The organism is Spongiimicrobium salis, from assembly GCF_043678055.1.
Classification (GTDB): Bacteria; Bacteroidota; Bacteroidia; order Flavobacteriales; family Flavobacteriaceae; genus Spongiimicrobium; species Spongiimicrobium salis.
Map to the genome: position 1 here is coordinate 109,301 of NZ_JBHEQA010000001.1, position 26,089 is coordinate 135,389.

The 26,089-nt window shown below is 38.4% G+C and carries 24 protein-coding genes; 13 read left to right on the forward strand and 11 right to left on the reverse strand.

The features are described 5' to 3' along the window. Nucleotides 1-72 precede the first annotated feature (72 nt). From ACEXOE_RS00475 to ACEXOE_RS00490, 4 genes are all read left to right on the forward strand, one after another. Nucleotides 73-1,848 (forward strand): serine hydrolase, encoded by a 1,776-nt coding sequence (locus tag ACEXOE_RS00475; RefSeq protein WP_394746752.1) that lies wholly within the window; start codon nt 73-75, stop codon nt 1,846-1,848. Between the two features lie 171 nt (nt 1,849-2,019). Beyond that, on the forward strand, nt 2,020-2,211 hold the full coding sequence (locus ACEXOE_RS00480; RefSeq protein ID WP_394746753.1) for a hypothetical protein: 192 nt from the start codon (nt 2,020-2,022) through the stop codon (nt 2,209-2,211). A gap of 183 nt (nt 2,212-2,394) precedes the next feature. Further along, nucleotides 2,395-4,116, forward strand: a complete 1,722-nt coding sequence (locus ACEXOE_RS00485) for a serine hydrolase domain-containing protein (RefSeq protein WP_394746754.1) — start codon at nt 2,395-2,397, stop codon at nt 4,114-4,116. Nucleotides 4,117-4,287: 171 nt separating this feature from the next. After that, a complete protein-coding gene (locus tag ACEXOE_RS00490) occupies nt 4,288-4,665 on the forward strand; it encodes a DUF2200 domain-containing protein (protein ID WP_394746755.1) in 378 nt (125 codons plus the stop codon). 105 nt (nt 4,666-4,770) lie between these two features. On the opposite strand, the gene ACEXOE_RS00495 is transcribed toward ACEXOE_RS00490, so the two are convergent. After that, nucleotides 4,771-5,604: an alpha/beta fold hydrolase gene (locus ACEXOE_RS00495; RefSeq protein WP_394746756.1), complete on the reverse strand. Its 834-nt coding sequence runs from the start codon at nt 5,602-5,604 to the stop codon at nt 4,771-4,773. A gap of 67 nt (nt 5,605-5,671) precedes the next feature. Between ACEXOE_RS00495 and ACEXOE_RS00500 the strand changes: the two genes are divergently transcribed. From ACEXOE_RS00500 to ACEXOE_RS00510, 3 genes are all read left to right on the forward strand, one after another. Further along, nucleotides 5,672-6,475 (forward strand): helix-turn-helix domain-containing protein, encoded by an 804-nt coding sequence (locus tag ACEXOE_RS00500; protein ID WP_394746757.1) that lies wholly within the window; start codon nt 5,672-5,674, stop codon nt 6,473-6,475. Nucleotides 6,476-6,680: 205 nt separating this feature from the next. Next, the gene (locus ACEXOE_RS00505) at nt 6,681-7,217 is read left to right on the forward strand and encodes a GNAT family N-acetyltransferase (RefSeq protein WP_394746758.1); all 537 of its coding nucleotides are present in this window, start codon (nt 6,681-6,683) and stop codon (nt 7,215-7,217) included. A 22-nt stretch (nt 7,218-7,239) separates the two neighbouring features. Beyond that, nucleotides 7,240-7,596: a hypothetical protein gene (locus ACEXOE_RS00510; RefSeq protein WP_394746759.1), complete on the forward strand. Its 357-nt coding sequence runs from the start codon at nt 7,240-7,242 to the stop codon at nt 7,594-7,596. Between the two features lie 16 nt (nt 7,597-7,612). Here the strand turns inward: ACEXOE_RS00510 and ACEXOE_RS00515 are convergent, their stop codons facing one another. Further along, nucleotides 7,613-8,056 (reverse strand): DM13 domain-containing protein, encoded by a 444-nt coding sequence (locus ACEXOE_RS00515; protein ID WP_394746760.1) that lies wholly within the window; start codon nt 8,054-8,056, stop codon nt 7,613-7,615. 266 nt (nt 8,057-8,322) lie between these two features. Between ACEXOE_RS00515 and ACEXOE_RS00520 the strand changes: the two genes are divergently transcribed. The 5 genes from ACEXOE_RS00520 (at nt 8,323) to ACEXOE_RS00540 (ending at nt 16,601) form a co-directional block, all read left to right on the forward strand. Further along, nucleotides 8,323-9,354 (forward strand): thioredoxin-like domain-containing protein, encoded by a 1,032-nt coding sequence (locus ACEXOE_RS00520; protein WP_394746761.1) that lies wholly within the window; start codon nt 8,323-8,325, stop codon nt 9,352-9,354. A 558-nt stretch (nt 9,355-9,912) separates the two neighbouring features. Continuing rightward, complete coding sequence (locus tag ACEXOE_RS00525) at nt 9,913-11,331, forward strand: hypothetical protein (protein WP_394746762.1); 1,419 nt, start codon at nt 9,913-9,915, stop codon at nt 11,329-11,331. Between the two features lie 572 nt (nt 11,332-11,903). Continuing rightward, nucleotides 11,904-12,725 (forward strand): GLPGLI family protein, encoded by an 822-nt coding sequence (locus ACEXOE_RS00530; RefSeq protein ID WP_394746763.1) that lies wholly within the window; start codon nt 11,904-11,906, stop codon nt 12,723-12,725. Between the two features lie 238 nt (nt 12,726-12,963). Then, nucleotides 12,964-13,836 (forward strand): GLPGLI family protein, encoded by an 873-nt coding sequence (locus tag ACEXOE_RS00535; RefSeq protein ID WP_394746764.1) that lies wholly within the window; start codon nt 12,964-12,966, stop codon nt 13,834-13,836. Nucleotides 13,837-13,886: 50 nt separating this feature from the next. Then, a complete protein-coding gene (locus tag ACEXOE_RS00540; protein WP_394746765.1) occupies nt 13,887-16,601 on the forward strand; it encodes a carboxypeptidase-like regulatory domain-containing protein in 2,715 nt (904 codons plus the stop codon). Here ACEXOE_RS00540 and ACEXOE_RS00545 read toward each other — a convergent pair whose 3' ends face one another. The 9 genes from ACEXOE_RS00545 to ACEXOE_RS00585 all read right to left on the reverse strand — a co-directional run bounded on the left by ACEXOE_RS00545 (nt 16,602) and on the right by ACEXOE_RS00585 (nt 24,878). Next, nucleotides 16,602-16,949: a hypothetical protein gene (locus ACEXOE_RS00545; protein ID WP_394746766.1), complete on the reverse strand. Its 348-nt coding sequence runs from the start codon at nt 16,947-16,949 to the stop codon at nt 16,602-16,604. Nucleotides 16,950-17,255: 306 nt separating this feature from the next. Next, nucleotides 17,256-18,119 carry a TraB/GumN family protein gene (locus ACEXOE_RS00550; protein ID WP_394746767.1) on the reverse strand — a complete coding sequence of 288 codons (864 nt, stop codon included), beginning with the start codon at nt 18,117-18,119 and terminating at the stop codon, nt 17,256-17,258. Between the two features lie 141 nt (nt 18,120-18,260). After that, the gene (locus ACEXOE_RS00555) at nt 18,261-19,025 is read right to left on the reverse strand and encodes a creatininase family protein (protein WP_394746768.1); all 765 of its coding nucleotides are present in this window, start codon (nt 19,023-19,025) and stop codon (nt 18,261-18,263) included. Between the two features lie 163 nt (nt 19,026-19,188). Beyond that, a complete protein-coding gene (locus tag ACEXOE_RS00560) occupies nt 19,189-20,622 on the reverse strand; it encodes a serine hydrolase (protein WP_394746769.1) in 1,434 nt (477 codons plus the stop codon). Between the two features lie 124 nt (nt 20,623-20,746). Next, nucleotides 20,747-21,892, reverse strand: a complete 1,146-nt coding sequence (locus ACEXOE_RS00565) for a glycerate kinase (RefSeq protein WP_394746770.1) — start codon at nt 21,890-21,892, stop codon at nt 20,747-20,749. Nucleotides 21,893-22,023: 131 nt separating this feature from the next. Next, nucleotides 22,024-22,707, reverse strand: a complete 684-nt coding sequence (locus ACEXOE_RS00570) for an O-methyltransferase (protein WP_394746771.1) — start codon at nt 22,705-22,707, stop codon at nt 22,024-22,026. A gap of 93 nt (nt 22,708-22,800) precedes the next feature. Further along, nucleotides 22,801-23,517 (reverse strand): exonuclease/endonuclease/phosphatase family protein, encoded by a 717-nt coding sequence (locus ACEXOE_RS00575; protein WP_394746772.1) that lies wholly within the window; start codon nt 23,515-23,517, stop codon nt 22,801-22,803. 15 nt (nt 23,518-23,532) lie between these two features. Further along, nucleotides 23,533-24,534: an NAD(P)H-dependent flavin oxidoreductase gene (locus ACEXOE_RS00580; RefSeq protein WP_394746773.1), complete on the reverse strand. Its 1,002-nt coding sequence runs from the start codon at nt 24,532-24,534 to the stop codon at nt 23,533-23,535. Nucleotides 24,535-24,551: 17 nt separating this feature from the next. Continuing rightward, on the reverse strand, nt 24,552-24,878 hold the full coding sequence (locus ACEXOE_RS00585; RefSeq protein ID WP_394746774.1) for a hypothetical protein: 327 nt from the start codon (nt 24,876-24,878) through the stop codon (nt 24,552-24,554). A 297-nt stretch (nt 24,879-25,175) separates the two neighbouring features. On the opposite strand from ACEXOE_RS00585, the gene ACEXOE_RS00590 reads away from it, so the two are divergent. Then, a complete protein-coding gene (locus ACEXOE_RS00590; protein WP_394746775.1) occupies nt 25,176-26,078 on the forward strand; it encodes a MerR family transcriptional regulator in 903 nt (300 codons plus the stop codon). Nucleotides 26,079-26,089: the final 11 nt, after the last annotated feature.

Genomic DNA, 26,089 nt, shown 5'->3' on the forward strand with positions numbered 1-26,089 from the left:
AATTGCAGACGACTTTTTTATTCATAAAGTCCATATTCGAATAGTTTTGAGTCCAATCAAAATAAAGCGAACATGAAATTACGAACACTCTTTTTTACACTGCTCATTTTAATTTCCGGTCATACCTATTCCCAAGATCTGAATTCAAAAAAACTTAACGAATTTTTTAACGCACTTGAAAAACGAAATGAAGCCATGGGTAGCATTGCGATTTCCAAAAATGGAAAACACATCTATTCCAGAGCCATAGGTCATAGGACTATCAAAGGAAAAAATACGACGCCTTCAAACACAGCTACGCATTTTAGAGCTTGGTCCATTACAAAAACATACACCGCAGTTATGATTTTGCAATTAATTGAAGAAGGAAAATTATCACTCCATACGACCTTAGATACCTATTATCCTCAAATACCAAATGCAGAGAAAATTACAGTGGAGTTGATGCTAAAACATAGAAGTGGCCTATTTGACTATGTAAACGATACCGATAACCCCATAAGCCTGCAGGGTATTGCAGATAAAGATTCAGTTGTAGCAATTATCTCTGGACTTAAACCCAATTTTGAACCAGGGGAAGATTTTAGATATAGTAACACGAACTATCTGCTTTTAGGATATATTATTGAAATTCTGGATGAAGCTACCTATGAAACCTCCTTATTTAAAAGAATATCTTCCAAGTTAAACCTCAATAGCACCTATTTCGGCACAAATACCATAAGTAAACTTGAGAATATTGCTGAAACCTATCACTATGATACGAACTGGAAACCAGTAACGGGAGAAGCGAATTACAACAATCATCTTGCAACGGCCGATGGGGGTATTGTAACTACACCTGAAGATATGACGCTTTTTATTGATGCACTATTTAATGAACGCTTAGTTTCTAAGCAAAGCCTTAATACCATGCTTCAGGGTGAGGAACTGTATAGATTGGGTGTAATGAAAAACCAATTCGAAAACTATGAAGGATATGGTCATACAGGGGGATGGATATCTGAATCCAGTCTTTTTTATTACCCTGAACACAAATTGGCCATCGCTTATACCACCAATGGCATTGTTATTAGAAAAGAAGATATCCTAAATAATGTATTAAAAATTGTTCATAATAAGCCCTTCGCAGTTTCCATGAATAGAAATCTACAAGCACTTTTAGTATTCGGAATTGGACTATTGTTATGTATAGTGGGTAAATTAAAACTCAAAAAATTTCTAAACACGGCATATCCACTTTACTTAGGATATAGTATTGCCCTATTATATTGGGCAGGAACCATTATCTCTGGTTTTTTATATGGCAATAACTATAGCCATGTAAGGGACGGCATACCCGTATTAGATACTTTTTACTCGAATTCTGGAACTTTTAATGCAAGTATTCAATTTACAATTGCTTTGTTATCCATTTTGTTTATCTATAGACTATATAAAAGTTCTAAGCGACTTAACATTAACTTTATTCCTCTATTACCCTTGATTTTCATTCCGATCTATTTAATAGGATCTTCCTTGTTTCCGTCTCCCAATGTCTTATATTCATTTTTTGCAAACTGTATTATCCTTAGTATTCTTAGCCCACTATTAGCTATTGTTTTATGGAGAAATAAAAGTTTATTAAAAATTAGACGAGGCGCTGTTATCAGTTTGTTTTTGATGATAGTTTCAATTTGCTTTATTATAAGCAGATCATCTATTCCCGAACTTGTGCATACCTATTGGGGCATTATTCAAAGACTATTGTTTTTAGGATGGACCTCATGGCTTGTCTTCTTAAGCTTTTATTTTATAGAAGTCTCAAAGCTAAAGCTTCATGCTAAAAGTAAGCTAACAAACCAGTAACGAAATGCCAACAAGGCGTATCATCAATTACGGACTGTTAGTTATACAGACAATCATTTCTTACAAAACACTATATTAGTACAAGGGAACAATCCTATGGATAATTCCACGGCCAAATCATAGCCCAGACCCTTAGCCACCAATATAGAGTTGAACAACAAACAAAATGCAATGCTTAAAAAGATCCTTTGGGGAATACTCTTTATTGGTTTACTAGGAGGTGTTTTTGTATATCAAAAATATACGGTGATACTGTCTCCCAATGTTCCTGATGATTTAGAGAATACCATTGTTCATATTCCATCCCATGCTTCCTTCAAGGATGTCGTTGAAATGCTCTATAGGAAGAATCAAAACGAATAAATGAGGACGGAACGGAACAGAGTTTGTTTTCTTTAAAGTTGCCGACCATTGGATGATTGCTCCTCTTACCTATAAAGCATTTGAAGCAGCTCCTTAACACAAATTAAAAGGCCACATGTAACCTTTCCTATTATTTTTTGTCTTCATGATATAAGAGGTGTTAAAAAACGTAAACCATTTATCATGAAGACCATTACAACAAGAAGCCCCTACAAGGGTGTTTTTTTCATAAACCACAATACGATCCACAAAATAATACGATTCCTTTTTATGGTATCCTTTTGTAGTATTTCGGCCCAAAACACAGCCGAGGTCGATGCGCTCTTTGAAAAATACAATAGTACGACTACGCCCGGTATTGCAGTTTCGGTAACGAAAGAGGGTAAGGCCCTTTATCAAAAAGGCTTTGGTATGGCAAATCTGGAATATGGGATTCCGATTAGCGAAAAAACCAAATTTCACGTAGCCTCATTGTCCAAACAATTTACGGCCTTTATGATCCTGAAGCTGGAGGATGAAGGTCTATTGTCGATCAATGATGACGTACGGAACTATATTCCCGAGTTGCCAGACTATGGCAAGACCATCACTATTCATCATCTATTAACACATTCTAGCGGAATACGAGATCAATGGCGACTTCTGGAATTGGCCGGTTGGCGATTGGACGATGTAATTAAGACCGAGCAGGTTTTTAAATTGATCACCAATCAAAAAGAACTCAATTTTTCTCCCGGGGATAATTTTAAGTACTCTAATTCTGGATACACCTTATTGGCCATTATTGTTGAACGACTCACCAAAACATCATTTGCCAACTATGCCAAGCAAATCATATTTGAACCTTTGCAAATGAACCATAGCTTTTTTTATGACGACCATGAGGTCATGGTACCTAACCGAGCCTATTCCTATAAAAAAGTGAACGACCAACTTAAAAAGAGTAATTTAAATTTTGCCACAGTGGGTCCTACAAGCCTGTTTACGACCATTGAAGACATCAACAAATGGGCACATAATTTTAAAAGCAAGATTGTTGGCAATGAACGCATTTTTCAATCGATGAACCAAAAAGCGCAAAAGAACGATGGGTCCGTCTCAAGCTATGCCAAAGGTCAATTTGTAAAAAATCACAAGGGCCTTAAAATGATTTATCATTCCGGATCAGATGCCGGATACCGCTGCTATTTTGCTAGATTTCCAGAGCTTGGCTATGAATTTAGTGTTTTTGCGAACGCATCCTATATCAGTGCTTATGATGAAATTTTTAAGCTTATTGATCATTATTTGCAAGATTACTATCCCGCCGATGAGAACAATGCCCAAGCGAATGAACCATTTCAGTATAACGATGACCTCTTTGTAAAGCTCTCCCAGGCCGAAATGAAAAAGTTTGAAGGCACTTATTTTGACCGGGAAGAAAAAAACTACTGGAAGGTGCAATTCAAAAATGATACGCTCTATTGTACAGGAGGGATTTTACCAGAAGACATTAAACTACATGCCGTTGGAAAAAAGAATTTTAAAATAAAGGGAACCCCTTATGACATTTCGGTCAATTTTAAGGAAAACGATTATAAGGAACCTATTCTTGAATTTAGAATTCCAGACATCATGTGGCTGTGGCTTACAAAAGTGAAAGCGGTGAATACATCAGATTACTTAGGAAGTTATTACAATGAAGAATTAAATGCAGAATATCACCTGATAGAAAAGAATAATGCGCTGTACTTAACGCATCAAGAATTGGACGATATAAAAATTATACCGATCAATGAGGCCTATTTTAGTTCCAATAACCGCAACTTTTCAAACATTCGGTTTAAACGAAACAAGATGGAAAAAGTAGTTGGATTTTCCATATCCAACGGCGGTATAGAAAATATTGTTTTTTCAAAAAAATAAAACCTATTGGAGAAAAGATCACGGCATGCAAAACCAAATACTTTGGTGAGCAATGCGCTAATTCCGCTTTACTTTTCTCCTAAAATGAAAAAACATTAACTTTAGGGAACAAACTCAAGTGCAACTTGAGGAATCATATTCAAACCGTTAGCACCTGTTAAATTGATCCTTATGAAAGTTACTACCGAAAAAAATGAAAAGGTTGCCAATATGATCTTTGCATCCATTTACCCACTTTACCTGAATAGATTGAAGAAAAATGACCGAACAAAGGAAGAGCTCGATCAAGTAATTCAATGGTTCACCGGTTTAGACCAAGGTGCTTTGCAGGCACTCATAGATGAAAAAGCAACCTTTGGAACACTTTTTCAAAAAGCCAAAATACATCCAAACGCCCACATGATCAAGGGGGTGGTTTGTGGGTATAGAATTGAAGAAATAGAGGATGAATTTGAAGTGTACAAGCAATGTAGACGTATGGAAAAACTGATTGATGAATTGGCAAGAGGTCGTAAGATGGAGAAGATTCTGCGTGAAGAAAAAAAGTAGAAACCAGTCCTACCAAAACCTAAATTCCATCGAGACACCATTTAGCCGGAATGGCAGCCACAATTAGCTTCTGGTTTCTTACAATATAGTACGAGCCCTGCCGTCTCAATGATCCTCAAACATGGATTTTGCCATTTTCTTTGCGATCTCAACTGTTGATGGCGCGGAAAAGGGCTTTTTAAATTCTCTGATCCAATAGATGATGTGGTTCGGTTTTTCTTCCGGAATGAAATGAGAAGACCCGGGCAGCACACATAAATTTGCCATGGGCAATGCTTCAAATATTTCCATCGTATGCTTCATGGGAATAGCATCCCTATCGCCTACCATGAGCAGAACGGGCACATTGATTTTTTGAATGCTATCCATGGGTATTTCTTTCTGATTGGCCATGAGCGCAACATGTTTTTGCATCTGCGGATCGGGTATCTGATGGTATTGCTTTACAAAAGTCTGTAATTCTGGTTCCAATCCGGAAAATCTAGTATTGGCCCCTGATAGGATCATCCTACTTAATTTGTTGGTGGATTTATACCCTATAATCAGGCCTAAAATACCCCCATCACTATGCCCCCAAATAGTGTATTTTTTATATCCTAAATGTTCCATCAGGGCAATGACATCATCCGCCAGATCAAAGTAATCCAAATCTCCTTCAGGACAGCTACTAAGCCCATGACATCGGTTATCCACTGCAATAACTTGATGATCTTCCAGCAATTTGGGAATCATAGCATACCTACCAACGGCAGAGCCTCCATTCCCGTGAAGCACTAATAAAGGCTCTCCTTCTCCGAATACCTCATAATTGAGATTGCCCCAATCCATCTTTAAAAAAGTCCGTTCCCCTTTTATTCCATTAGGCAATGTCACCTCTGTTTGCGCTTCCATTGTGATTAGCACAAAGCCCATAATGACAAGTAGCATCTGTTTTTTCATCCTAAAATTTTAACTTTATACAAACCTAATGCGGTCTCTATTTAAATAATTGTAAAAATTAGACAAAATGATACTTATTGAAAAAGATCCTGTCTTGCCAACAGTAGCGAAATATGTTGATCGGTATCAGTTATTTATTACCAAAGAACCGCTATTTTTCAAAACTATCCCCAATGGTAAAATTGAATGTTACTTTGTAAAACAGGGCCAATTTAGTAAGTGGGATTCAGAAACGGAATCGTTTACTTTAAGTAATTCATCAGGCATTTTGCCCGCTACGAATGAGGCCACGTTTTATCATATTCCTGCAAACATTATCTGCTTAAATATAAAATTCAAACTCCATATTCTCAGTGTATCCCTATGTAAAGGTTTACTAACAAATTGGAAAGACTTTAACCCTATCCAACTAATTTCCAAAATCGACCAAGAGAATATGCTTTCCTATATTACTGAAGAAAACCCTATCATACCTGTTGATCAACTTGATAGCAGTATTGAAAATTCGCTCCGACAATATGCTGTTGATTTGAAAATAGATACTCTTATAACCCTAATAGAAGGGCAAATAACAAATCCTTTAAGGGTTGTAGACCTTGCCCATAAGATGAATATGTCCCAAAAATCCTTGGAACGTTGGGTTAAAAAACAATTCAATTTATCTCCTAAAGAACTATTGCAGATCTTACGTTTTGAACAGGTTTCACACGACCTAAAAAACCAACCCCATAGCAAACTCACAGATTCCATAGCCTATGGGTACTATGACCAATCCCATTTCATAAAAGAATGTCGAAGAATTACCGGCTATGCCCCTAAAGATTTCTTTGCCAGAATGAAACTTCCTACCAATGACATTGTTTTTGAATAATTCGCTAATCATACCTATAGTTCAGTTTTACTTTTCTTCTTCCTCTAAAAGCACTAAAAAAATAAGGTCCTACACGAACACCTATATTCCATAGATCTTGCACCTCCATAGATAACTACTTCTATCAATTTTGAAAAATCTTTAGTTGAGTTTCCCTCTTATCATGCTCCAATACCTATATTTAACCTTAGTAGTAAAATGCTCCATGAAACGAATACGAGTAAAAAGAACTTCAGATACACATTTCCAGAAAGCTTGGGAACTCTATGAGGAAGCTTTTCCCTTGGAAGAACGAAGATTGTTAGACGATCAAAGCGCTATTTTAAAGGAAGATAGTTATCATTTTGATGTTCTTCTTCTGAAAAATGAATTCGTTGGATTTATCTTGTGGTGGGATTTTAAAAGGCTTCGATTTATAGACCATTTTGCCACCGCCGTACAACAGCGAAATAAAGGCTTGGGAAAAATGATTTTGAATTCTTTCATGAATGCCAGCAACAAACCTATTTTACTGGAAGTGGAACTGCCTATGTCTCCTATAAATCAACGAAGAATACAATTTTATGAAAGAACGGGCTTTCAATACAATCAGCACAAGTATCACATCCCTGCTCCGCAACCGCACCAATCGCCAATGCCATTAGCATTAATGTCTTACCCGGATCCAATAGCTTCAGAAGATGTTGATTTATTTGTGAAAGAATACCATCCAATCCTTTTCAAAAGTGAATCTTCTCAATAAACTTAAAACACATCCAAAACAAATGTTCCTTATGGATGCCCTAGGTGCATTGGCCACAACTCTTATGCTATCTGGAGTATTCCCGTTATTGGAGTCCTATATTGGAATGCCAAGCAAAATCCTATATCTATTGGCCGCCATTGCATGTTGTCTATTCCTATATTCTTTAGGTTGTCATCTATTCATAAAATCCAATTGGAGGCCTTTTCTAATAGGGATAGCATGTAGTAATTTAATCTACCTCATAATTTCAATAACAGTGATCGCTATCCATCATGAAAAAATACAGGCCTTAGGGTTCCTGTATTTCATCCTGGAATTCACCATTATTGGGGGAATCATTTTTCTAGAGTATCAATGTTATCAACATCAAAAGTAGGGGCTCACTAGGACAACTATTGAAAACTTGCAGAGCTGAAGTCGATATCAAATTGAAAACACCATATACTAAAGCTATTGATATCATCCAAGCTGGTGTTTTCCGGTAGAAAAACGGTCAAGGTCTCTCCTTCAAACCTTCTTCCCTGTATAGGTTCACTCAAACTAATTCCATCTATAAAGTTGCTATTGTTCCCACCATAAACACTCACAGCCGGGCCCAAACCATTATAAAAGAAATTGGAAATCTCAATTTCACAATCGGAAATAATAGTGACCGTACCACTGATCCCGTATTGGGCACTCCTGCGCAGCTCTCTTGATTCTCCCACCAAAGCATGGGTCGAAGGACAATCCTGGGCTTGTGGCACGGGGTTGGGCAAAGCCACAGATTCTTCATCACTACTACAACCGATCAAAAGAAAAGTCAATACTACAACATAAGGGATAAAGTTTTTCATAAAAGCAAAGGGTTTTAAATAGGTGTTATTACCCATATTTCGTCGTAATAGTTGTATTTGTTTACACATATAGTCCGAATAGCCTAGGAGCAGGTAATTTTTCAATTTTAAAACTCAATCTTTAAAATGCTCAATATCAAACCAATACATAACTGGACATCTTTGCGGATTTTCCACGTCAATTTTCCAAATTGCATCCTTTACAAAATCCCAGAGGTTGGCATACTATTTGTGCCCCAATACAAAAACAAGAACAAAGCATGAAAATGAAATTCTTACCAACCACCTTAAGTCTGATTATGGGTATCCTTATAGGGTTTTCCCAGAATACAGCCTCCTCTAAATCAACTTTCCAATTAGTTGGGACATCTACAACCGATTTTTCGGGTTATGTGTATTTACACTATGGGAATCGCATAGATAGTACTCTAGTAAAAAACAAAAGCTTTTCATTTAAAGGTCAGGTCAATTATCCTACGGAATCCTTTCTTTCCTTAAAAACCAGGGGAAGCGCCAGCAATCCATTTTATATAGAAAAAGGCCAGATGACCATGACCGTGGCAGCGACCGATAAATATATAAGAATACAGGCCATAGAGGGGAACAAAACCGCTCTTGTAATGAACGACCTGCAACTTTATTTTCAAAAGATTGAAGATGACGATGATTTTGTCGCAAAGTTGTATAAAAAATTGGATACCATAATTACGGAAAATCCCAAAAATCAATTTAGTGGAATGGTATTGTCCGATATCATACTAGATCCCATATTCAGTCATCAACAGGCACTGCGCTTATTTAATAAACTGGATCTTCCTTCACAGAAGGAGGAATATATAGAATCCCTTAAGACTTCCTTGTCAAAACTCAAAAAACTAAAAATAGGAACCACCCTTAAAGATTTTGAACTTCCCAATAAAGAAGGCATAGTGAAGAATACCAAAGCCTTTAAAAAATCACTTATGCTCATAGAGTTTTGGGCTTCTTGGTGCGCTCCTTGCAGAAAGAGCAATCCCGAATTAGTTAAAATTTACAATACGTATGCCACTCGTGGCTTTGAAATTTTTGGGGTGTCTTTGGATACCAAAAGAACAGCTTGGATCAAGGCTATGGATAAGGACCAATTGAACTGGACCAATACCTTTGCCGAAAATGGTTTTGAAAACAAAGTAATACAACGCTTGGGCATTCAACACTTACCCTCTAACTTTTTGGTGAATGCGGATGGTAAGATTGTGGCCATAAATATTAAGCCCTTGGAATTGGAAAAAATATTGGCCGAATCCTTAAAAAGATAATATAAACCGATTAGCTCCTATTTTGGAGCGAATAACGGCTGTTTGCTATAAGCATTAGCGCTAAATTATGTGCTGGGGAACTTCCTTTTAATACCCTCAAGAAAATCTTATTTTTCTTTAAGCGATAATCTTAGGAGAAGAACACCTGTTCCATGACCAAACGCCCTGCACATTCTCCATAAATTTACACCCTTTTTATCAATCAACCCCATTTCAAGGAATTCACTGAACACAGAGAGGATATTTACTACACCTTAATTATCACAAAAAGATCACATTTAAAAACAAATTGATCACTTTTTCAATGAAATATCATCGAAAAATAACCCCTTATTTATTTAATTTTTTTTTAACATTTTAAAAATTATATTTTAAATAACTGATTATCAGTTATTTATAAATAAAATATCAGAAAACACAATTTTAAGCGGTTAGTTTTCTGAAATTATCGTGTCTGTATAGATGTAAGTTTTTTGCTCTTGCTGGCCAGCGAATAAAAAACGCAGAAATTTTCGTACATAAAACGAATAGAAAACATTTAAACCTAAAAAAAAGGAAATGAGAAGAATAAATTTATTATTTGTAGCAGTCTTATCGCTAGGTGTATTATTCACAAGTTGCGATGGTGAAGACGGAAGAGATGGTATTGACGGAATTAATGGTGTTGATGGTGTAGACGGTGCTGATGGTGCCGACGGAGCAGACGGTGCTGATGGTGCCGATGGAGCAAACGGTGTTGATGGTGTTACCCCAGAAATGGTTGATGCCGCAAGTTTATTGTTGGCTAGTATTGAAGCAGATGGAGGTGTTCCTTATGACGCCAGCAACCCTGCATTGACGTTCACAGAAGAACAAAACGTATTTTTACCTAGTATTTTAGGTATTGATTTCCGTACAGATCGATCTGTAGTACCTGCAGGTCCAACAGCTAGATTCCCAATGTTCCAAGGATGGGAAACTTTGCCAAACGGAGATCGTAGAGAAGGATATTATGTAATTACTGAAGCATCTGACCGAGGTTTGGCAAGATTGTTAGGGGTTATTTTTTCTCCAAGAATGGCCGACGCTATAGGTTCTAACGGTGAGCAGTATTCAGAGTGGACCGATGATGGAAGACTTATTTTCCAAGGGTCTGTAGATTTCTCTCCTACAAGATCATTGACTGCTAGTGGAGCATCTTCTGACGGTCTATTGGTTGGATTCCCTCCAGCAAACGTTAGCCCTGGTGCGGTAGCCGATGAAAACTGGTCTTCTTATGTTGTACTACCTGGAACTGATGTTGTGATCAATGCACAATTGGTAGCGAATAGCACTGGTATCCATGATAGAATTCCTAATCCTAATGGAAATAGTCAATCAGATGAGGATGATTTAAACAATCCTAACCTATCTACCAGTCAAGCTTCTGTAGTAATGCAGCTTTTAGATGGATGGCATGATAACAGACAGTACTACTTCCACATTGTTACAGATACTTCTGACCCAGGACCTGCTGCTATCGAGTTGGGTGTATATGCGCCAAGATTGAACAACTTGCCAACATTTGGTCTATTCCCAGGCGGTTCTATGTTACCTTTTAGCCCAACAGCAAACGGTAGAACTTTTGATAACGGTGATGGTTTTGGTGTACAGGGATTGAACGCTGCCTCTTTGAGCGACAGACAAGTACAAGATCCTACAAACACCTTCCCTATCGATCCATTAGATCCTAACTATGCTCCAATGTGGGATGCCCATATCACAGAATCTACTATCGCTAATGAAGCTGATCGTCCTATCTTAAGAAGCTTCGATCAAATTAACGATCTTTTGGTAAGCGGTGACTTGATTCCTTTTAGAGGAAACGGAAACTCTCGTCCATTGGCTAATTCATTGTCCAACTTATTGACTGCTACAAGAGCAATCATTAACTGTCCAGTAATTACGCAGCCAGAAGCGAGTGTTATTGGTACTCAAATTGGTTCTCCACGTAACTAATAAAAACTAACACTAATCTATTAACGGTTTTAATAGCTTATAATGTTATTTCGGTGCCAGTCTATAAAATAGGCTGGCACTTTTTTTATGGAAAACCTTTATAAAAAATGGAACCATAGTATCGCGAGTCCAATAGCGATAACCTCTGGAAATGATTTCTGTATATACTTTATACCGTAGCCTGGTATTGAACGTCTTTACATTTCATTCCAAAAGACACCCACCCCCTATTCCTTATCGCCTCTATACGTTTGTTTACATGTTCGCCTAGAACTTCCATGAATTTCAATGCTGTTCAAATAGCTTCCTAGCAGGAATTCCTAAAGTCCATAGTCTTCAAAAGAGCAGCATTTTGTGCAGTAAAAAGCCTTCCTGAAAATGAGATTGCCGTGCTCAACCGAGCTGACCATAAGGCTTTGTTGCCTTTTATCAACTTAAAAATCAATGGCATACAGCGCCCTAATAAGAAATTTCCATTCAGAATTTCATGTTAATTTTTCACAAATCTTATAAAATTGTTTAATCTTTATGTATTTTTGTTAAACAAAATATTCAACCTTAGCTAATCCATCATGAAATCACTTCTCTTTAAATGTAGTTTTCTCTTAGTCTTTTTACTGTTTTCCTATACCCCTGATGTACAGGAATTTTATGGTCAGGCTACCTATGTTTCAAAATCCACTATGGATTTGGGACGTTGGGGGGCTCGGATGAGCGAAGCCCAAAAGAAACAGGTCCAAGCCCGCCTTAAGAATAGATTGGAAAAAACATATGTGCTGAGTTTCAACAAAGCAGCCTCTCTTTTCAAGGAAGAAGATAGACTGGATGCCACATCGGGTGCCACGGATTCTTGGGGAAGCAATTTCTCCAGGGGGAAACAATACAAAAATGTGAAAGAAAATGCCCTGGTCCAAAGTCAAGAATTTTATGGCAAACAATTTCTGGTTAAAGACAAATTACAGGAGATAAACTGGAAAATGGGTAGCGAATCCAAGCAAATAGGACAATATACTTGTTTTAAGGCGACTGCATCCGTTCCCTCCAAAGAATTGGCATGGTATAGTTTTTCATGGAGCGACTTAAGGCGTAATACTCCAGGACAGGATGCAGCAGCAGAGCCGGAAATTAGAATGACCGAAGTGGAAGCATGGTACACCCCTCAGATTCCTGTTGGGCATGGACCGGGAGAATACTGGGGACTTCCCGGACTTATTTTAGAGGTAAACGCAGGGAATACCACCATGCTATGTTCTGAAATTGTTATGAATCCACAAAAGCAAATTAAAATTGAAGCTCCGAAAAAAGGGAAGGAAATTACCAAAGATGCTTACCAAGCTACCATTTCCGAAAAAATGCAGGAGATGAGAAACAATAGAGGAAGAAGACGCGGCTAAGAATCTTTCCTATTAAAATAAGGATGAAGCACCCAACCAATATCATATCCTTAAAATGTGCACTCCAACCCGTATGCCCTATTGGGAAATGGTCTATTGTTAATTTTTCAAAAGCATTAAACCTTTTGAAACTTTAAAAGTCATACCCAAGTATACTTGGGTATTCCTTAAAAACGTATGGTACAGCTTTTCGTTTTTATACCTGCTTATTAACCAAAAAGTAATTTTAGTAATTCGCATGAAAACAATTTTATTCCAACTCCGCATACTCCTCCCCTTTTTGTTATGTTGTTATGCCGCTAGCGCCCAAGAATTTCAGGGACAGGCCATTTATCTTTCTAAAGCTACACTAGACTTAGGTAATAGAGGAGCAACATTGAGCGAGGCACAAAAAAAACAGATACAGGCACGCTTAAAGAACCAACTGGAAAAAACGTATATACTGGATTTTAATAAGGAAGCCTCGGTTTTCACTGAAGAAGAAAAACTAGAGGTTAGCTCCTCGGGAGGTCGGAATTTCTTTGGGAGTAATTTTTCCAGGGGCAAACAATATAAGAATGTCAAAGAAAATGTATTGGTGCAACATCAAGAGTTCTACGGGAAACAATTTCTGATTAAAGATGGATTACAGAAGATAAACTGGAAAATGGGAACCGAAACCAAGCAAATTGGGCAATACACTTGCTTTAAGGCGACCGCCTCGGTTCCTTCGGCTGAATTAACCTGGTTTACCGTATCTCGCGGCAATTTTAGGCGTGGAAACGGTAGACGTAGACAAGCTGAAGAACCACCAACTCCGGCAGAAGAAACAGCGATAAAAATGACGGAAGTGGAAGCTTGGTATACCCCTCAAATACCTGTTGGGCATGGTCCGGGCGAATATTGGGGACTCCCAGGTTTAATTTTGGAAGTAGATGCCGGAAATACTAAAATGTTGTGCTCTGAAATTATCCTAAATCCAAAAAAGAAAATCAAAATTGAAGCACCCACAAAGGGAAAAGTGATTACAAAAAGTGCCTATCAAGCCACGATTTCGGAAAAAATACAGGAATTGAGAAATAGTCGTGGAAGAAGAGGACCAGGAGGTCGAGGTGGAGGAAGACGCGGTTAACCATCTCTCAACGTAAACATGTTTATCAAACCCACAACCCATACATTATCATGAAAAAAATTAGTTGTTTCCTACTACTTCTTGTAGTCAGCATGTCCTATGCTCAAATTAAACTAGAGGGTGTGGTCAAAGATAGTTTGAACAATCCGTTGGAATTGGCAAATGTTATTGCGATCAATCAAGGAACCAGTGCTTTGGAATCCTATGGTGTAACCAATGTTCAGGGCAAATTTAAACTGGATTTGAAAAAGAATAGCCGCTATACCATACAAATCAGCTATGTGGGCATGAAAATGTATATAGACTCCCTTATCACAAAAGAAAATGATATTACAAAAGACTATATTCTTCAGCCCGATAATGCCCTTGACGAAGTAGAAGTAGTCTATAAAATACCCGTGACCATAAAAGGAGATACTTTAATCTATGATGCAGATTCATTTAAAACAGGAACTGAACGAAAATTAGAAGATGTCCTTGAAAAATTACCGGGTGTGGAAATCAATGAAGACGGTCAAGTGGAAGTAGAAGGCAAAGTGGTCAATAAGTTAATGGTCAATGGCAAAGACTTCTTTGATGGGGATACCAAATTGGCTACAAAAAATATTCCGTCCAAAGCGGTAGATAAAATACAGGTATTACGGAACTATTCCGAAGTGGGACAATTGAGAAGTGTCACCAATAACCAAGATAATGTAGCGCTGAACATTAAACTCAAAGAGGGAAAAGAAAATTTCTGGTTTGGAACAGTCACCGCAGGAAGCGGGGCTTCTCCCGATAATGCGCTTTATTTGGTGAAACCGAAACTGTTTTATTATAGCCCAAAATACAGTCTTAATTTCATTGGAGATCTTAACAACACAGGGGAAGTGGCATTGACAAGACGCGATATTCGTGGGTTCAGTGGTGGATTTAGATCTCCTAGTCGAAGTAGTGGCACTACGTTGAACCTAGGGGACAACAGTCTTAATTTTTTGACCAATCAGGGAAATGCCTTGGAAATTGAAAACAAACTCGCCACTGGGAATTTTAGTTATGCCCCAAATTCAGCATTAGATCTAAGTGGTTTCCTTATTTACAACTACAGCCGTATCTTATCAAGAGAGACCAGCTTTGTACAATACACCAATCCGGATTTAAATATTCCCGATGAGGCAACGGAGCAATCCAGCACGGAACGTTCCAATCAAGGCTTACTAAAACTCAGTGCTTCATACCAGCCCAACCTCAACAATCAATTGGATTATGATGTTTTGGTAAGAAGCTCGAGAGATACCCAGGATCAAAACGCCTTTTCCTCTGTCATTGGGAACACCGATCAATTGGACGAAGTATCGCCTTATAGCATCAATCAAAATCTCAATTATTACTATACGCTGGACGAAAACAATATTTTTTCCCTCGAAGCGCAACACCTACTGAAGAACGAAGACCCTTTTTACAACGCCATCTTGGTCAATGATCCCAATGATACAGATGCTTTTGATAATACGGCCGAGGCTTTGGGCCTAGATACTTCTTTGACGAATTATAATTTAGGTCAGAATAGGCGTGTTAAATCCAATCAATTGGACGCTAAATTAGATTATTACCATATCCTGAATGCCAAAAGCAACCTCAATTTTACGCTTGGAACCATTCTCAGTCGTCAAGAATTTAATTCAAACATATTTCAATTCCTGGATAATGGGACCCTCTTTGATCCCATTCCAACCTTCAATAATGGTAGGGTTACCAATGATACGGAATACAATTTCAGTGATATTTATTTAGGGGCGCATTACCGGTTGAAAACTGGAAAATTCACCATTACGCCCGGTTTTTCATTACATGCCTATGGCAATGAAAATGAGCAATTCGGGGAAACTTTTGAAGACAATTTCTTCCGCTTTTTGCCCGATTTTGAAACGCGGATTCAATTTAAAAAGAGTGAATCCTTAACATTCCGGTACAATATGCGAAATCAGTTTACCGATGTCACACGATTAGCACAAGGTTTAGTCCTGAACAATTTTAATAGCCTTCAATTTGGAACGCCAGATCTTCAGAACGCCTTATCCCACAACCTCAGTTTATTGTATAACAGTTTTAACCTTTTCAATTATACCAATGTCTTTGTAAGAGCTGCGTACTCCAGTAATATTGACCAGATACGGAGTTTGACCAATTTTGAGAATGTCATTCGTACCAGCACTTTTTTCAATTCTAATTTTGCTGATGAAAATGTAACAGTTAATGGGCGTATCCAGAAGACCTTTGGAAAAATAAGAACGAGCTTGAACGCCAGTTTTAATTATAGTAAAATCAATCAATTCATACAGGGACAACAATCATTGAATGAAGGCTATACCCAAACCTATACGCCGGGAATACGAACCAATTTCAGGGATGCCCCAAATATTAACCTTCGGTATCGCTATAGCAGAACCAATAACAATCAGGGGGGAAACAATACCACCTTTGAAACCCATGCCCCCTCTGCTGAATTTGATGCTTATATATGGAAGTCCGTCACATTTCGCACCAATTACACCTTTACCAATCAAGATTTGGGAAATGGGGAATCACAATCGTTTCAGAATTGGGATGCTACACTTTCCTATAGAAAGAACAGGGATGCCAAATGGGAATATGAAATAAAAGCCACGAACTTATTGAATATTGACTCCCAAGTGCGGAACAATGCCAATAATTTATCGGTATTTACCTCAGAAACCTTTATTCAACCTCGTTTTGTAACGTTCAGGTTTGTGTATACCCTCTAGTTATTTCTGCCATAGAAAGTACCCGAGAATGCAAATACAAATAAGCAGCAAGACAATAAGATAGTTTTTCAGATTGGATGTACTATTCGTTAGCATATGGCTTCCCTTATACGGTTTTCGTATTTCCGATCTGTCCGAAAAAGAGGCTTCTTTCACCTTCGATATATAGCCCCTACCATCGTAAAAATCAGGATCATCCTCTAGCTTGTCTGCAATATCTTTACATTCCCTTAAACTAAGATTGGTGTTATCCTTAATATATTTTATAGCCTGAAGTTTACCGTTATTGTTCAGTAAAGACAGGATTTCTTCTTTGTTCAATGGAACCTTATTGATTATTAGGGTCATAGGTTAGCGATACTATTGGAAAATATTTTTTTATGGTCAAATTTTAGCTTTTCTGCATTCCGAAAGATAAGAAGTGTACGTTTGGAATCAAATAGCAGGGCTGTAGTTTTGGCCAAATTACCCTTTTTACCATAGGCCTAATTTTCAATTTCATCTTTTAAAATTTTACGTTCTCTAAGCTTTTTTCTTGCTCCAATAGGCCTTCCAAAGGGCATTCCATTCTTGTCGAGTTTCTTTCTAATATATTTTATGGCCTATAAAACCATCCCGGCATGTTCCCATACGCATTCTGGTCTTAAACATCAATTACTGTGCAGCTTTTACTGTATACCCTTCTTTCCTAAGCAATTGAATTACACCGAAATCTCCAGGCAAATGTGCGGCTCCAACCCCAAAGAAAGTAGGTTGTTTTTTGGCATGTGCTTCAATTTTTGCAATCCATTTTTTATTGCGGTCATCCAATATCACATGACGATGCTTTGTAGTACTAGCCTCCTTTTCTTCTTCCATTAAGGCCATCATTTTATTCAAGTCTTTCTCTTCATAGATTTGAAGCATGCGCTGGAATAATTTTTTATCATAGTCCAGATCTGTCTTGGCCGATTTCAACAAATCCTGTATTTGATCGCTATAGGGAATATCATCAAATATCTGTAATTGCTCGGCTACGGTTTCCAATCCCAAAACTTCCTCATTTTGGGCATGGGCCACCTTCATCAACTCCTGTTCGTACGACTGTAAAGGGCAATCCAATAATTGGTTATAGAGCATGGAGCTGATAAAAAAGGGTTTGAACGATCCAAAATTGGCCAGGGAGAGTCCGGTATATTTTTGAATAAATTCATCGAGCATTTCATATTCCTTTCGGGTCGTTAGGCCCTGTATATTGGTTCCTTCTTTCATTTGGAGCCCTTGCATCATTTTGTTATTCATTTCTGGGTCGTCCATATCCAGTTCCAAAACCAAAAGCGAGGTATTGTCCAACGCTTTTCGTGTCGCATTATCCAAACTGGCATCGCAGGTAATATGTACGGTTCCATAGAGGTAAGAAGGTTTTTCCAAACCATTTCCCGAAATCTCCCATAAAAGTGAATTTTTGAGTTCTTGGGCTTTAACGCCAGATATGGAGGCTGCAAGGCCCAGTAAAATCATGCAAAATATATGCTTCATCCTAAGAGTATTTTTAAGATTAGAATATAAAAAGCAGATAATGTTACAGGAAGGCTCTTTTTATTTAAAAAAGTGGGTATTGTCGATCTTTATAAGCCAGGAAAAGATCCATCCTTCATCCAATAGGAATGATAGCTCCCTTTATTCGTACAAATCTTTTACATCTGTCCGGGCAATCTCATAGAACAATTGCCCCATTTCTTTACAGATTGCCTTAAAAAACCGTGCACCTTTTTCTTTTGTAGATGCTTTGGGGTCACCCACCCCAGTATCTTCACTGATGGTAGACCATGGTCTTTCTGTCCATGCCCATCCTTCATTAAAGGCCTTGATCTTGTTCTTTTTTTCTGCCCCACTGCCCCAATCTTTTTGGGGCAACACCAATTCTGGTGCTAAATGGAGCACTAGGCTTGTCTCCATTTCATCGGCATGATCGCCCGGATCATCGAAATAGTCTTTTCTATTCACGATATGGACCCATTCCCCTACGCATAAAAACATCTTGGGATACAGCAACCCCAATTCCCGAACTATGGATTTCCAATTGTTACCGCCATGACTATTTAGAATCATAAATTTCCGTATCCCTTGCCGGTCTAGTACCGCTAGAATATCCTTAAGGATAGCGAATTGTGTACTAGGGTTCAAATTCATATCCAAATAAATATCAGATTGTCCGGTATTCACCCCAAAAGGGATGGTTGGCAGAATAATTACTTTAGCTCCTTTTTCCCAAGCTTGTCGACCAGATTCTTCCGCGATTGCTGTACCTTCAATTACATCGGTCGCATAGGGCAAGTGGAAATTATGGGCTTCGGTGGCTCCCCAGGGCAACACGGCCAAATCAAAATTTTCATCCTTAAGGTGTTTCCAATTGGTATCTGCTAAAACATAAGGTCGTATCATTCGTTTTCCAATATTTTGAATGCAATGCTATTTTTCTCTTGGGAAAAGTACAAAATATCCATGGGATTACAGAAAGGACATCTTCCAGAATGGCTGCTGTAGAAATGCTTTAATTCTTCCCTAGGCAATTTTTTAAATTAGGTGGGGATAACAGTTTAAAATATTAGTTTTTTCGTGCAATCCTATCCAAAATATGTGCGATACGTTTGGCATTCCCTTGGTCATTTTGATCTAGCAGTGCTTTGGCTTTCCGATAACTCTCCGCTGCTTTTTCGTAGTTGCCTTGAAAAAAATAGGCTTCTCCCAAACTGTCATAGACATTCCAGGCCTTGGGATATTGACTGATGTTCAGCTTAAAAATGGCCATGGCGTTTTCATAATCGCCTTGATTGAGGTACGAATATCCCATGCTGTTTAAGACATACTGAAAATCGGTATCAAAAGGAGTTTTATCCATTTGGGCATATGATTTTATAAAGCCTTGGACATCATTTGTTTCAAGATGTTTCGCCATAGGTTTAAAGGCCTTGGCTTTCTCTTCTTGATAAATTCTGGATACCCGATCAATAATTTCGCTAGGGTTTACGCCCTGTCTTTCGTAGAGGTCATTTGTTTTTACGATCAATACCGTATTCGACTTTGGCAATACCGTTATGGTTTGGCCATAGGCACCATTTGCCGTATAGGCTCCTTCCAGGGCCTCGTTATCCGGGTGCTCCCAAAGCCACCACATATAGCCATAGCTATGCCAAGCCCCTGTTTCTTTTAGGAAGGGCGCTATCGTATCCAATTCTTCAAATGTAGACTTTGGCGTTGTCATTTCCTTTACCCAGTCTTTAGCAATAAGCTGTGTTCCATTCCATGTTCCGTTTTCGAGCATTAAAAGACCTATTCGGGCCATATCCCTTGCCGAAAACCACATATGATAGGCCATAACATCAGAAGCGAGTTTATCGCCAGATTTTTGTTGTAAACTTCGGTTCCAATCCTGCATTTGAAGGGGAATGGCCAATTGCCGCTCAATTTCATCATAAATGTTCTGTCCTGTTTCCTGCTCAAAAATATATCCGGCCATATTAAAGTCCCAATTGCTGTACAACCAAAAACTTCCCGGGGCCACACTGCCTCTTTCTGGGGCCAAGTGTAACATATCTCCCCCATTGGAAGCTGGCAGGAAAACCCCTGATCGAGACGAGAGGATATCTTTTACCGTTGCTTTTTTCTCCATAGCAAGTAGAGGTTCCACTTGACCTATCTGTAAACTTTCCAGGGTTTTATTGAGTTTAATAGTGCCATTTGCCACATATTTGCCGTAAAGCATTGCCATTACACTTTTTCTGCAAGAAGCGATATAGCTGTTCTCACTTAGGTTTCCGTATTCAAAAATGGATTTTCCCTGATGAACAATCATCACTGCTGTAATGGCTGTACTGTCTGCAATATAGTTGCGCAGGTCTTCCATTTCATTTTTATCCCACCCTTTAAAAGTGGGATACTTAAAATGGTCCCATGTGGAACCCGGAAAGTCTTGGCCCAAAAGGGCCATGCTGAAAAAGAGAAGAAATATGAAGGTGAAGTTTTTACAATGGTAATCCATAGTTTCTATTGTTGGGTATTGTAACTCAATAGTCCTTGGAAAACAAAAAATGTTACCCTTTTTACCTTTTTTTCTTAAATAGCGGTATTAAAAAAACGGTAATTGCCTGTCCAGGGTAATACTTCTACTGATTGTGATTAGGATAGTTTTCTTTTAAAAAGTGGGCCACACGATCCGCTATTAACTGCGAGGCATGGGTCATACAATAGGCATCGCTATGAGTACCATCCTGTAATGCAAGTACGTGATCCAGTCCCAATTCTGCTACTCCTTTCCCATTTAAATCTAGTTTCCCGCAAATTGCCGCAATAGGGATGTGATGTTTTCTTGCCAAATTGACCATTCCTCTGACCAACTTCCCATTTTTTGTTTGTCCATCAATTTTGCCTTCTCCTGTGATAATAATAGCTATGGATTCTTTCTTGAGGAGTACCTCTATTCCTGCTAAGTGGATCAGGAATTTGGTTCCACTGATGAACTGGGCATCAAAACAAGTTTTTAGTCCATAGGCCGTACCTCCTGCCGCGCCAGCCCCTGGAAGGTGACCATAATCTGTTTTCATTTCTCTTGAAAATAAAGCAGCAATATCCTTAAGACCCTGATCCAATTGTGCAATTTCCGAAGGACTTGCTCCTTTCTGGGCGGCATAAATATATGCTGCTCCTGAAGGTCCATACAAGGGATTATTGACATCATTTATCGCATAAAAAGAGACCTTTTCCACTTCAGTCACTATAGTTCCTCGTTCTATTGTCTTTATGCTATTTAAATTGCCGCCTTGGGGAGAAACTTTCTTTTGGGTCCCATCTTTAAAAACAAATCCCAAAGCCTGGGCAATACCAAGTCCCGCATCATTGGTAGCACTTCCTCCCAATCCGATATAAATGTGTTTTGCCCCTCGATCTATAGCATTTCTGATCTGAATCCCTGTTCCCAAAGTAGAGGTCCGCAACGCATCCCGTTCCGTAATTTTCAGAAGTTCCATTCCCGAAGCCTTGGACAATTCAATATAGGCAGTGGCCCCTTTTTCATTAAACAAATATGGGGCTTCCATTTCCCTTCCCAAAGGGTCTACGGTTTTTACCCAAACTTCTTCCAAGTCCCTATATTGGGCCACTGCTTCCAAAAAGCCATCGCCACCATCGGAGAGTACAAATTCACTTGTTTTGAATTCAGAAGAAACATGAGATATCCCCTTTTGCAGGGCTTGTATCACCTCTTTTGCGGTCAAGGAGCCTTTAAATTTATCGGGTACTAAGAGAATATGCATTTTGCTTTAGGTTAAAAAGTCTTTTATTCCTATCGAAACTAATACAATCAGCATGAAAAATGCAAGGAGGATGTCGGTTTCTTTCTTCCAGATACTACTCACTATGTACGCTACCAAAATGGTCACCCTACTTAAATCCCCAAGCAATTGTTATCACGATATAATACTATGGTTTCATCTGTTCCAAAGCCCGTTGGCTTCAGTCCTTTGAATCGTATGCTTTTGAATCCTTTATCCAGATAAAACTGAATGCCTTCTTGGTAATACTTCCTATAGGTATCATCAAAAATAAGTACTCCTGAATCGGACAAATGATCGAATCCTATCTTCGCGCATTTCACCCTTTTTCTTCCGTCAATTACAAGAATATCGCATTTCTCGCCTTTCAACTGTTTTTCAATGGCATACGGATAAGTAGCGTTTAACTCCTGATAATGGACCTGAGCGTTACTTGTCTTTTCTCCCAACATTTTCTTTACTTTATGATACCATTCCGAATTGTATTCCACAGATGCTACTCTTTTTGTTCTCTGAGCAAAGAAGAGTGTTGAGTATCCAGAACCATATTCGAAGACCGTCATATCCTTATTCAATTTTTCTTCCAAAAAATCAATTAAAGGGTAATTCATCCAAGGCAAACATGCTTGCTTTCTATCCAGTAGAGAATAGTCCAATCGCGAATCCACATAGCCTGTTTGAACCAGGTACGAATGTTCAGAAGATACCAATGCATAACCCAATTTCATTCTTCGAAGTGATTTTTTGTACTTTTTTGGCGTAAAAAAAGACACCACCTTATACAGGGTATGCTTCATATTTCTGGTTTATTTAAGATTAAAACAGTAGTATCAGCGTATGTATTCTTAGTCTTAAAGATACAGAACTCCAAATTCATAGACATATTCCCCCTATGGTTCTTCCGCAAAATCTACGATCAAAGGAGAATGATCACTTTGTGCTGCCCATTTTTTATGGCTCCCCACCTGTACTTTTTTCAATTGCCCCATAAAAAAGGAAGAAGCAAAGCAATAATCCAAATGATAGGGCTTTTTTTTATTTCTATATAAATAAAAGGTAGCTTGCCTTTCTTTTCCCTGGGCTTCATTCCGTAAATAATGATAGGTGCTCTCAATACCATATTGTTTCAATTTTTTAACGATATTGCTATGATTGGCCTCCCTTCCTGGTCGATCCCATATGGTATTGCTATTAAAGTCCCCGACAATGAGTAGTCTTTCATTTTCCAAAAGTTTGGAGTAATACTGGATGGCATTCCATAATTGAGCACCATAATTGGCTCCATTTTTAGGTTTTTGACACCATACGGCCAAAAGTACGATCTCCTTTTGATTGTCCTTTAACAATAGCGGAACCACATACTTAAACTCAGTTTGATGTTCTTTTAGAGGTATGATCTTAAAATTGCCATAAGAATATACTCCCAGGCCTTTATGAATATTATCGCCATACCAAAATACATCATTCGGAAGTCGTTGCCCACTTTTAAAATTAAATTTGTCCGGATGTTCACTTTCGGATACGACAATGATATCAGGTTTTTCCTTTAAAACGTATTTTGCTTTTTTGCGAAACGCCATATTACAATTCCACGCAATAATTCTCATATGTCGCTTTTTGTGCTATACCTCTGGTCCAATATTATTTAACCCTTTGAGCGTGTCTGCAGCAAACCTTAAAGTCTCCTTAATAATTTCCTTGGCCGGTAATCTTTGATTCACAAGTCCAGCAGTCTGTCCGGCATATAGGGCCATAGCTTCCAGGTTTCCTGTGGATCCCTTAATCGGATTATTATCGGAATACCTATAAATTGGGTTTTTATCTGCGGTGTACCCTACAATTTCCCCTTCTCCCGGTCGTTCCCCAATCACTGGCCTGCCTTGGTGCTCCCAAGCTTTGACCGTGCTATTTCGCAATACCCTATGTGGCGCATTTTCCCAGCCAATATGAAACAAGTCTTTGGCATAAATAGTATCCTCTTCCGTGGCTGCTGCGATTAAGTTGGCATACTCCTCTTCTATCTGAGCTTCTTTACTCATTAAAAAACGTGTCCCCATACTAATTCCAGATGCTCCTAAGGCAAGTGCGGCTACCAGTCCTCTTCCGTCTGCAAAACCACCTGCGGCAATTATGGGTAATTTCACTTTATCGGCAACAGCCGGAATTAAAATAGTATTGGCAATGGTTCCTTGAACATGTCCTCCGGCCTCCCAACCCTGAACGATGAGAAAGTCCACTCCTGCGTTCTCATACTTCACAGCCTCTTGTACATTGGGTACGGTTTGACAGACTTTGATTCCATGGGCCTTTAATGTTCCGATATATGGCGAGGAATCACCCCAAAAGAAACTTACTACCGCTACCTTTTCAGCAATACATAGGGCCACACGTTCTTTTTGATCCCGATCCAATACCAAGTTCACCCCAAAAGGGCGATGGGTGAGCCTTTTGGTTTCACGGATACTATTTTCACAATCCTTGAGCGATTTCCAAGATAATGCCAACATTCCCAATCCTCCAGCATTGGATACTTCACTGGCCAACTTGGCATTTGTGGCACTCCCAATGGGCGCTTGTACAATGGGACAATCTATTCCCAATAGAGTGGTGAATTCTGTTTTCATATACCTTAGCTTAACTTTTATTTTGGTTCCAGGCCCATGACGTAGTCGTAACTCTCATTCAACAACTTTATCATCCTAGGCTTGTCTTGCAGCAGTTCTTCAGGAATTAAAATATAACCTCTCATGGTGGCCCCATACGATTTGTACAAGCTAGTTTGCAATGTTTCCAAGTATTTTTCCTGAACCTCTTTTGAAAATCGAATCCCGATCTCCCCAGCTTTGTTGAGTAATGAAAACATATATCCGTTAGCCGAAGTATAGGGCATTGTTTTTCCTTTTCGTTCAAACCTTGAACATTCCGCTACCAAGGCATCATAAATTGCCAAACGTTCTTTCCAAATCATAGCTGCTTCGTTTATTTTTTTATTTACAAGGAGTTTCCAATATACAGAATTTAGAATCTTTAATGTAATAAATTCAGAGGCGACATCCTGGTCTTATGGTAAAATCTTATGGAGCAATTGGTTAAACAAACAAAACATAAGGATTTGTCCTTCCGTTGAACCTAAAAAGGGCGGCTTAGTTCCCTAAAAGAGGTACCTAACTTCTTGATTATCTATAGGGTGTTCAAAACTTTAGGTAAAAAAATTTCCATTGTTTTAGTATAAATTGTAGATTTGTTTAATCTTTTACACAAAACAATGAACAATGTAAAACAGTTTTTTAGTATAAAAGATCTCGAAAACCTTTCGGGTATTAAGGCACATACCATACGTATATGGGAAAAGAGATATGCCTTACTTTCACCACAGCGGACGGATACCAATATTAGAAACTACAGTTTAAGTAGTTTGCAAAAGTTGTTGAACGTCACCTTATTGTACAACAATGGCTATAAGATTTCTAAAATAGCTAAAGTTCCCGAGGAAGAGATTCCGTTAAAAGTACGGGAAATTGTGGCCAAAAATAGTAATAAGCATCATGCTATCAATGCTTTTAAGTTAGCCATGATCAATTTTGATCAAAGTTTGTTCTTTTCCACCTACAATGCGTTGTCCGATGAAAAATCTTTTCGACAAATCTTTAAGGAGATTTTCATTCCGCTATTGAACGAGATAGGCTTATTATGGCAAACAGATACCATCAGTCCTTCCCATGAGCATTTCATTACAGGATTGGTGAAACAAAAAATATATACCAATACAGAGAAATTACAATTGACGGCTCCCTCAAGAAAGGACAAAACTTTTGTGCTTTTTCTACCAGATAATGAAATCCATGAAATAGGTTTATTGTATTTGCATTACGAAGTCACCTTAAGGGGGTATCGATCGATCTACCTTGGCCAAACCGTACCAATCAATGGACTTAACGATCTTCTTAAGTATTATGACAATTTACATTTCCTATCTTATTTTACAGTACAGCCAGCTAAAGATAAGATTCATAAGTACCTATTGGACTTGAGTACGCAAATCAATATTGATCGTAACAGTTCAAAACTATGGCTTTTAGGCCATCAGGTACAACATATTTCAACGGAAGCTTTATCGCCATCCATAAAGGTTTTTCATTCTATAGACCAGGTCGTACATGACCTATAACCAAAAAGTAA